The following is an 8,967-nucleotide window of genomic DNA, read 5'->3' as shown; positions in this document are numbered from 1 at the left end:
CACCCACACCCCAATCATCGTGCTTGTGTGCGGTCGGACGCCGGGCCACCCGGCCGACCGCCCACGGGGGGCCCGGGAACCCCGCCGGCCCGCCGCCCCTCGGGGGTGCGGCGGGCCGGCGGGCGGGGACCGTCAGAGCAGGTCCTTGAACTCCTTGGGCAGTTCGAAGTCGGACGGGCCCTTGCCCGCGCCGAGGCCGAAGGCGCCGCCCGGCGCGGCCTGCTGGCCCTGGCCGGGACCGAGGGCGCGGCGCTCGGCGGCGGCCGCCTCCTCCTGGGCCCGCTTCAGCGGGTTGCCGGACTTGCGCTTGCCCTTGGCGACCGGGGCCTTCTTGGCGGAGCGCTTGCCGCCGCCGCCCATCCCGGGGATGCCCGGCATGCCGGGGATGCCCTTGCCCGAGGCCATCGCGGACATCATCTTGCGGGCCTCGAAGAACCGCTCGACCAGGTTGTTGACCTCGCCGACCTGGACGCCGGAACCCTTGGCGATGCGCAGCCGGCGCGAGCCGTTGATCAGCTTCGGGTCGGTGCGCTCGGCGGGGGTCATAGACTTGATGATCGCGCCGACGCGGTCGACGTCCTTGTCGTCGATGTTGTTGATCTGGTCGCGGATCTGGCCCATGCCGGGCAGCATCCCGAGCAGCTTGGAGATCGAGCCCATCTTGCGGACCTGCTCCAGCTGGGACAGGAAGTCGTCCAGCGTGAAGTCCTTGCCGCCGCCCTGCAGCTTGGAGGCCATCTTCTCGGCCTCGGCCTGCGAGAAGGTCTGCTCGGCCTTCTCGATGAGCGAGAGCATGTCACCCATGCCGAGGATGCGCGAGGCCATCCGGTCCGGGTGGAAGGCGTCGAAGTCGTCGACCTTCTCGCCGTTGGAGGCGAACATGATCTGGCGGCCGGTCACGTGCGCGACCGAGAGCGCGGCACCGCCGCGGGCGTCGCCGTCGAGCTTGGAGAGCACCACGCCGGTGAAGTCGACGCCGTCGAGGAAGGCCTGGGCGGTGGTGACCGCGTCCTGGCCGACCATGGCGTCGACCACGAACAGGACCTCGTCGGGGTCGACCGCGGCCCGGATGTCGGCGGCCTGCTGCATCATCTCGGCGTCGATGCCGAGGCGGCCGGCGGTGTCGACGATGACCACGTCGTACTGCTTCTGGCGGGCGTACTCGATCGAGTCGCGGGCCACCTTCACCGGGTCGCCGACGCCGTTGCCCGGCTCCGGGCCGTAGAAGGCCACGCCGGCGCGGTCGGCCACGACGCCCAGCTGGGTGACCGCGTTGGGGCGCTGGAGGTCACAGGCGACCAGCAGCGGGGTGTGCTTCTGCTTCTTCAGCCAGTGGCCGAGCTTGCCGGCGAGCGTCGTCTTACCGGCACCCTGCAGACCGGCCAGCATGATGACGGTCGGGCCGCTCTTCGCGTAGCGCAGGCGCCGGGTCTCGCCGCCGAGGATGCTGATGAGCTCCTCGTTGACGATCTTGATGATCTGCTGGGCCGGGTTCAGCGCGCCGGAGACCTCCGCGCCGAGGGCCCGGTCCTTCACCTGCTTGATGAACGCCCGCACCACGGGCAGCGCGACGTCCGCCTCCAGCAGCGCGATCCGGATCTCGCGGGCGGTGGCGTCGATGTCCGCCTCGCTGAGGCGGCCCTTGCCCCGGAGGTTCTTGAACGTCGCTGCGAGGCGGTCGGAGAGAGTGTCGAACACGTCGGTCGCGGGTCCCTTGCGGCATCGGTACGGGTACTGTCGTCGCCCCCCAGGGTATCCGGCCGCCCGGCGAACGGTCTCCACCCCGGGATTCCCGCGGGCGCACCGGCTCCCCGGCCGCCCGCGCGGGGCTCAGCCGAGCGCCTCCTGCACCGCTCCGGCCACCTGCGCCGCGCGGGCCGCGGCCAGCGGCAGGCCCTCCGCGTCGGTGACGTAGAAGGCGTCCACCGCGTCGGCGCCGAGGGTGGAGACGTGCGCGGTGCGCACCCGCACCCCGGCCGCGTCCAGGGCCCGGCCGATCCGGTGCAGCAGGCCCGGCGCGTCGTGCGCGCGGACCTCCAGGATGGTCGCGCTCAAGGACGCGCCGGGGGCGACCGAGACCACCGGGGGCGGGGTGGCGATGCCGCGCCGCCGGGGCGCGGCGGCATCGCGTTCGGCGAGCTTGCGGGCGACGTCCAGCGAGCCCTCCAGGGCCCGGCGCAGGTCGGCGCGGAGCCGGGCCGCCTCCGGCAGTTCGCCGTACTCGGCGGCGACCGTCCAGGAGAGCAGCAGCACCGGGCCGGCGTCGATCGGGTCGAGCTCGCGCAGCGAGGCGGAGCGGACGGTGAGCCGGTGCAGCGCCAGGACGCCCGCGACCGTGCCGAGCAGCCCGGGGCGGTCGGGGATGGCCAGGGTGAGCTCGACGCCCATCGGCTCGGTTCCGGTGGTGCCGGGGCTGCCCGTCTCGGTGTGTGCGTGCAGCGAGAGCGCCGGTCCGCCGGTGCGGGCGGCCTCCACGGCGAGCCGTTCCTGCTCGGCGGTCGGGTCGCCGGCCTGCGGGTGGCTGACGCCGCCGGCGAGGCGGGCCGCGGCCCGGGCGACCAGGTTGCCCACCAGCGAGGCGCGCCAGCTGCTCCAAGCGGCCGGGCCGGTGGCGGTGGCGTCGGCCTCGGTCAGGGCGTGCAGCAGCTCCAGGTGCGGCAGGGTGCCGACCACCTTGGTGATCGCGTCGACGGTGGCCGGGTCGTCGGGGTCCCGGCGGGTCGCGGTGTCGACCAGGGTCAGGTGGTGGCGGACCAGCAGGGCGAGGGTGTCGGTGTCGGTCTTGTCGAAGCCCATCCGGGCGGCGACGTCTCGGACGATGACCTCGCCGGCCTCGGAGTGGTCGCCGGGCCAGCCCTTGCCGATGTCGTGCAGCAGGGCGGCGACGAGCAGCAGGTCGGGGCGGGCCACCCTACGGGTCATCGCGGCGGCCCTGACGGCGGTCTCGATCAGGTGCCGGTCGACCGTCCAGCGGTGCACGGCGTTGCGCTGCGGGCGGCAGCGCACCCGCTCCCAGTCGGGCAGCAGCCGGGTGATCAGCCCCTCGGCCTCCAGCGCCTCCCAGACCGGCAGGCAGGCCTCGCCGGCGCCGAGCAGGGTGATGAGCTGCTCGCGGGCCTCGTCGGGCCAGGGCACCGGCAGCGGCTTGGTCTCGGCGGCCAGGCGCCGGACGGTGGCGTAGGCGACGGTGAGGCCGGCCTGCGCGGCCGCGGCGGCGGCGCGCAGCGGCAGCACCGGGTCCTGCGCGGGGCGGGCGCCTTGGGCGAGCACGGCCTCGCCGTCCTGCTCGACGACGCCCTCGGCGAGCGGGCGGCGCTCCACGGCGCCCTTGGCGACCGCGCCGGAGCCACGGCCGGTGCCGCTGAACGGGAAGGCGATCCGGGAGAGCCTGCGGCCGCGGTTGCTGCGGGCGGCGAGGACGCGGTCCACGGCCCGCCAGGTGACGTCGGAGGCGTAGGTGATGGTGCGGGCCGCCTCGTAGACCTGGCGGAGCAGGGTGTCGGCGTCGAGGACGCCGAGCCGGGCGGCGACCTGGTCCTGGTCCTGCAGGCTGAGGCGCTCGGTGGCGCGGCCGGTGGTGAGGTGCAGGGCGTCGCGGACGTCGGCGAGGCGGGTGGCGGCGGCCTCCAGGCCGTCGCGGGGGGCGTCGGCGAGCCAGGTGGCGGCGATGGCCTTGAGCGCGACCACGTCCCGCAGGCCGCCGCGGGCCTCCTTGAGGTCGGGTTCGAGGAGGAAGGAGAGCTCCCCGTGGCGTTCGGCGCGCTCGGCGCACAGCTGCTGGAGTTCGGGCAGCCGGCCGGCGGCGCCGGCCCGCCAGTCGGCGAGCAGGGTGGAGCGGAGCGAGGCGGTGAGCGCGGCGTCGCCGGCGATGTGGCGGGCGTCCAGCAGGCCGAGCTGCGCCTTGAGGTCGTCGGCGGCGACGGCGCGGGCCTCGTCGAGGGTGCGGACGGCGTGGTCGAGGGCGGCGCCGGAGTCCCAGACCGGGTACCAGATGCGTTCCGGCAGCCGGGGGTCGATCGGGCCGTCGTGCAGCAGCAGGACGTCGAGGTCGCTGCGCGGGGAGAGTTCACCTCGGCCGTAGCCGCCGACCGCGACGAGCGCGGTGCCGGCGGGTGCGCCGGCGTCCCGGTGGAGGCCCGCGAGCCAGCCGTCGGTGAGCCGGGCGAGGGCGGTGCGGCGGGCGGCGCCGCCGAGACCGGGGTCGGCGAGCAGCCGGGCGCGGGCGGCGCCGTGGTCGTCCGGGCGGGCCGGGTCGGAGGGGTGGGCTTCGGTCGTGGTCACGTCGGAGATCCCATCCGTGGGGCGGGGTGCCGGATACGCGTCCGGCGGACCTGCCGGTGGGCAGGTCCGCCAAGGGCGTGTGGTGCTGATGCTAGAGCGCGTCGGGGCCGCGCTCGCCGGTGCGGACGCGCACCGCCGTGTCGACCGGGACGGCCCAGACCTTGCCGTCGCCGATCTTGCCGGTGCGGGCGGCCTTGACCACGACGTCGATCAGCTGCTCGGCGTCGTCGTCCTCGACGAGGATCTCGATGCGGACCTTGGGCACCAGGTCGACGGTGTACTCCGCGCCCCGGTAGACCTCGGTGTGGCCGCGCTGCCGGCCGTAGCCGCTGGCCTCGGTGACGGTCAGGCCGTGGACGCCGAAGGCCTGCAGGGCCTCCTTCACGTCGTCCAGGCGGTGCGGCTTGATGACTGCGGTGATGAGCTTCATCAGGCGTCGACCTCGGCCTTCTCGGCGGTGCTGGCGGCGGCGGGAGCGGCGGAGACGGCGCGGACGAGGCTGGCGCCGACGGCGGTGAAGTCGTAGGCGGACTCGGCGTGCTCGGCCTGGTCGATGCCGGACACCTCGACCTCCTCGGAGACCCGGAAGCCGATGGTCTTGTGGATGGCCAGGCCCAGGATGCCGGTGACGACGAAGGAGTACGCCGCGACCGCGACGACGCCGAGCGCCTGCTTGCCGAGCTGCTCGAACCCGCCGCCGTAGAACAGGCCCTGGGCGGTCTGGCCGACGTGGCCGGTGGCGAAGAGGCCGATCAGCAGCGAGCCGATGACACCGCCGACGAGGTGGACGCCGACCACGTCGAGCGAGTCGTCGAAGCCGAGCTTGTACTTGAGGCTGATCGCCGCGGCGCAGGCGACACCGGCGATGATGCCGATGGCGATGGCGCCGAGCGCGGAGACCGAGCCGCAGGCGGGGGTGATGGCGACCAGGCCGGCGACCGCACCGGACGCGGCGCCCAGCGTGGTGAACGCGCCGTGCTTGATCTTCTCGTAGGCGAGCCAGCCGAGGACGGCGGCGGCGGTGGCCACCTGGGTGTTGAGGAAGGCCATGCCGGCGACGCCGTTGGCGGCCAGCGCGGAGCCGGCGTTGAAGCCGAACCAGCCGAACCACAGCAGGCCGGAGCCGAGCATCACCAGCGGGAGGCTGTGCGGGCGCATCGGGTCCTTCTTGAAGCCGATGCGCTTGCCGAGGACCAGGGCGAGCGCCAGGCCCGCGACACCCGCGTTGATGTGGACGGCGGTGCCGCCGGCGAAGTCGATGACGCCGTTGCGGTCGCCGAGCCAGCCGCCGTTGCCCTTGTCGAAGGCGAACACCCAGTGCGCGACCGGGAAGTAGACGACGGTGACCCAGAGCGCCACGAACAGCGACCAGGCGGTGAACTTGGCGCGGTCCGCGATGGCACCGCTGATCAGGGCCGGGGTGATGATCGCGAACATCAGCTGGAAGGCGGCGAACCCGGTGACCGGGATGGTGCCGCTGAGGTCGTTCATCCCGATGCCGCGGAAGCCCAGGAAGTCCAGGTTGCCGATGAGGCCGGCGCCGGCGTCCGGCCCGAAGGCGAGGCTGTAGCCGTAGAGGACCCACAGGACGCTGACGATCGCGAGCGTGATGAAGCTCATGACCAGCATGTTGAGGGTGCTCTTTACCCTGACCATGCCTCCGTAGAAGAAGGCCAGACCCGGTGTCATCAACATGACCAGGGCCGCACAGATGAACACAAAGGCGGTATCGCCCGCGCTGAAGCCGTCCGGCATCGGCGTCTCCTCGTGAATGGAAGCCGCTCCACGCCCGGGATCCCTGTCCCGTGCCACCCGGGGTGTCGGCGATGTGAAGGAGAGTGCCGAAGGCTGATTTCGGCCGATGCGGCTCGGTGTTTCGCCGCCGTGACGCAACCGACGGGAGCGTTACGAGCGCGTGAACCACGGCCGTGCCATGACAGATCTTGCGTTACCGTTCCGCCGCTCGGTACAGCGGGTACGGGGTGGTTCACCGACCGTGGGGGCCCGCGGGCCGAAGGGCGGGGGAGCCCGTACGGATACGAGGCCGCACGGACCCCCACGGTCGGGGTTGGGGGGGCGAGTGGCCGGAATCCGGCCCCTCGCGGGTGGCGGTCAGACCGCCGAGGCGAACTCCGGGATGTCCTGCACGACCCGCTCGGCGAGCCGGGAGACCTCGGGCACGCCCTTGTACTGGCGGTTGGCGGCCTCGGTGGTCTTGCGGACGCGGGTGTTCAGCCGCTCGGAGCGGACCTTGGTGGCGATGTCGACGGCCTGCTCGGCCATCACCGCGGCCTGCTCGGGCTCGTTCTGCAGCAGGTGGACGCTGGCCATGCCGATCAGGTTGAAGGCGTAGCTGCGGACGTGGTCGCCGTCCTGGCGGAACAGGTCGACGGCGCGCTCCATCACCGGCGCGGACATCGAGGCGTACAGCTGGCTGCGGCTGGAGTGGTACGCCAGGTCGCGGAAGGAGTGCGCGTTCTCGGCGTTGAGCTCGGCCTCGGAGAAGAAGGTGAGCCAGTTCGGGTCGGCGTCGCCGGTGCGGCAGTCGCTGAAGGTGTCCTCGGCCAGGCGGGCGGCCCGGGCGCAGCGGTTGACCTCGCCGATGGTGGCGTAGGCGCGGGCCTCCATCGCGTACAGCAGCGCCTGCTGGCGGGGGGTGGCGGTGTCGCGGCTGCCGTACTGGGCGAGGTGGATGAGCTCCAGGGCGTCCTCGCCGCGGTTGAGGTGGATCATCTGGCGGCTCATGTCGGTCAGGATGAGGGCGCCGAACGGGCGGTCCCCCGCTTCCTTGGCGGCGTGGAGGGCCAGGACGTAGTACTTCTGGGCGCTGGGGTGCATGCCGACGTCGTAGGACATCCAGCCGGCCAGGTGGGCGAGTTCGGCCGTCAGGCGGAAGAGGCGCTTGGTGGTGGGCTCGGGATAGGACTCCTGGAGGAGGTCGGTGACCTCGTGGAGCTGGCCGACCACGGCCTTGCGGCGCAGGCCGCCGCCGTTCTGCGCGTCCCACTGGCGGAACATCACCGTGGTCTGCTCGAGCAGTTGGATCTCGGGCTCGGAGAGCCGGCCGGTGTAGGGCTCGCCGCCGTTGGCGGCGGTGAGGATCGGGGTCGGCGCGCCGCCGGGGCCGGGGGTGAGCCAGCGCTGCATCGGCTCGATCAGGGCGGCGCCGGCGGTCAGGGCGAGCGAGGTGCCGAGGAAGCCGCGGCGGTTGAGCATCAGGTCGCTGCGCGAGTACTCGCTGATCAGCTGGACGGTCTGGTCGCCGCTCCAGGGCAGGTCGACGCCGCCGCCGACGGTCGAGACGGGGACGGCGGCGCGCAGGCCGAGGTCCTCGACGGAGACCACCGAGCCGAAGCGCTCGGAGAACAGCTCGGACATGATCTTCGGGATGGGCTCGCGGGGTTGTTCGCCGTCGAGCCAGCGGCGCACCCGGGAGGTGTCGGTGCTGACGTGGTGGGCGCCGATCTGGCGGGCCCGACGGTTGACCTGACGCGCCAACTCGCCCTTGGACCAGCCGCTTCGGGCGAACCACGACGTCAGCTTCTCGTTCGGTTGCTTCTCTCCCATGGGAACGTCCCCATCCCGCCCGGCCCCGCCTCGGGGCCCGCTCGTGGTGCCCGAGGGTCCGGGCGCTTGCTCGACGTACCGTGCCTGCTCGACTGCCGAGGAGGCGGACCCCCGTACTGTGGACGGTCCGCTGTGCTCCGTGTGCCGAACGTAACGTGATTTCCGCCATCCGGGGGAGCACCGCCGAGGAAACGCCACCTTTCGCCACCCCTGAGAGTGAACAAAGAGTGGCCGCGTCGCGCTTCACTGGTAGCCGGTTCGCAGTGACCCCGGCACATGCCCGACGGATGGGCTCCCGCCCTGGGGGCGGATCAACTTCCGCTGATGCTACCGGTTTTGACGGCACCCCAGACGACGGAGGAACCCTCGTGCGACTGCGACCTCCCGGTCTGCGCAGCTCCGGGGCCCGCCGGCTGCTGGAACGCGCCGCACGAATCGGAGCGCATCCACGGGCGCGCGCCTCCGGTGCACCACCCGCACCGCGCGGCCCGTCCGACGCACCGTCACAATCCCGTAACCACCGGCATCCAGAACCTGTTGGGGGAGGCATGGACAACCTGTTCGGCGAACTCCGGCTGCGGCACCTGCGGCTGGCGCCGCGCGGCACCCTGCGGCGCACCAGGGCCACCACCCTCCGGGCGGCCGGCGAGTACACCTCCCGCCTCGGCTGGACGGTCGTCGCGGGGGCGGCCCGCGCCCACCACCGCTCCCCCGGGGTCTGCGACTGCGCCGCCGCGCACTGCGCCGCCCCCGGCCTGCACGCGGTGCCCGGCCCGAAGGCCGCGCCCGGCACCCCCGCGGACGAACTGCGCGCGCTGCTGGCCGCGGACGCGCCGGTGCTGCTGCCGGCCGGTCTGCACTTCGACGTGCTGGACGTGCCGGAGCAGCCCGGTCTGCAGGCGCTCGTCCGGTTGGAGCGGATGGGCACCCAGGTCGGGCCGGTGATCGCCTCCCCCGCCGGCCGGCTGCTGTTCTTCGTCGCCCCCGGCACCGCCCCCCGGCTGCCCGAACTGCTCTACCGGACGGCCCACCCAGGTGGGGAAGCCGAAGAGGTGCTCCGGGCCGAGCTCCACGCCGATCCGGGCGAAGAGCGTGCCCGCCAGGGTGCAGGCGTAGGCG

Annotated in this window: 6 protein-coding genes; 1 reads left to right on the top strand and 5 read right to left on the bottom strand. The window is 73.3% G+C overall.

Annotated elements, in window-relative coordinates; translation table 11 throughout:
* Positions 1 to 132: 132 nt before the first annotated feature.
* The 5 genes from ffh to AB0442_RS40700 form a co-directional block, all read right to left on the bottom strand.
* Positions 133 to 1,698 carry a signal recognition particle protein gene (gene ffh, locus AB0442_RS40720; RefSeq protein ID WP_363543850.1) on the bottom strand — a complete coding sequence of 522 codons (1,566 nt, stop codon included), beginning with the start codon at positions 1,696 to 1,698 and terminating at the stop codon, positions 133 to 135.
* A 132-nt stretch (positions 1,699 to 1,830) separates the two neighbouring features.
* Positions 1,831 to 4,281 (bottom strand): [protein-PII] uridylyltransferase, encoded by a 2,451-nt coding sequence (locus tag AB0442_RS40715; RefSeq protein WP_366168570.1) that lies wholly within the window; start codon positions 4,279 to 4,281, stop codon positions 1,831 to 1,833.
* A gap of 91 nt (positions 4,282 to 4,372) precedes the next feature.
* A complete protein-coding gene (locus AB0442_RS40710; RefSeq protein ID WP_030275697.1) occupies positions 4,373 to 4,711 on the bottom strand; it encodes a P-II family nitrogen regulator in 339 nt (112 codons plus the stop codon).
* Complete coding sequence (locus AB0442_RS40705; RefSeq protein ID WP_366168569.1) at positions 4,711 to 6,036, bottom strand: ammonium transporter; 1,326 nt, start codon at positions 6,034 to 6,036, stop codon at positions 4,711 to 4,713. Before AB0442_RS40705 ends, AB0442_RS40710 begins: the two co-directional genes overlap by 1 nt.
* 357 nt (positions 6,037 to 6,393) lie before the next feature.
* A complete protein-coding gene (locus AB0442_RS40700; protein ID WP_344625140.1) occupies positions 6,394 to 7,848 on the bottom strand; it encodes a hypothetical protein in 1,455 nt (484 codons plus the stop codon).
* 548 nt (positions 7,849 to 8,396) lie between these two features.
* Here AB0442_RS40700 and AB0442_RS40695 point away from each other — a divergent pair.
* A partial coding sequence (locus AB0442_RS40695; protein WP_366168568.1) for a hypothetical protein occupies positions 8,397 to 8,967 on the top strand: 571 nt, incomplete at its 3' end.

Origin of the sequence: Kitasatospora sp. NPDC085895, from assembly GCF_040702125.1 — a bacterium.
Classification (GTDB): Bacteria; Actinomycetota; Actinomycetes; order Streptomycetales; family Streptomycetaceae; genus Kitasatospora; species Kitasatospora arboriphila.
This window is presented reverse-complemented; position numbering and strand designations above follow the sequence as displayed.

Bases quoted from the DNA above. Each gene is read 5' to 3' on its own strand.
- AB0442_RS40710 (WP_030275697.1), bottom strand. From the start codon at position 4,711: ATGAAGCTCATCACCGCAGTCATCAAGCCGCACCGCCTGGACGACGTG.
- AB0442_RS40705 (WP_366168569.1), bottom strand. From the start codon at position 6,036: ATGCCGGACGGCTTCAGCGCGGGCGATACCGCCTTTGTGTTCATCTGT.
- AB0442_RS40700 (WP_344625140.1), bottom strand. From the start codon at position 7,848: ATGGGAGAGAAGCAACCGAACGAGAAGCTGACGTCGTGGTTCGCCCGA.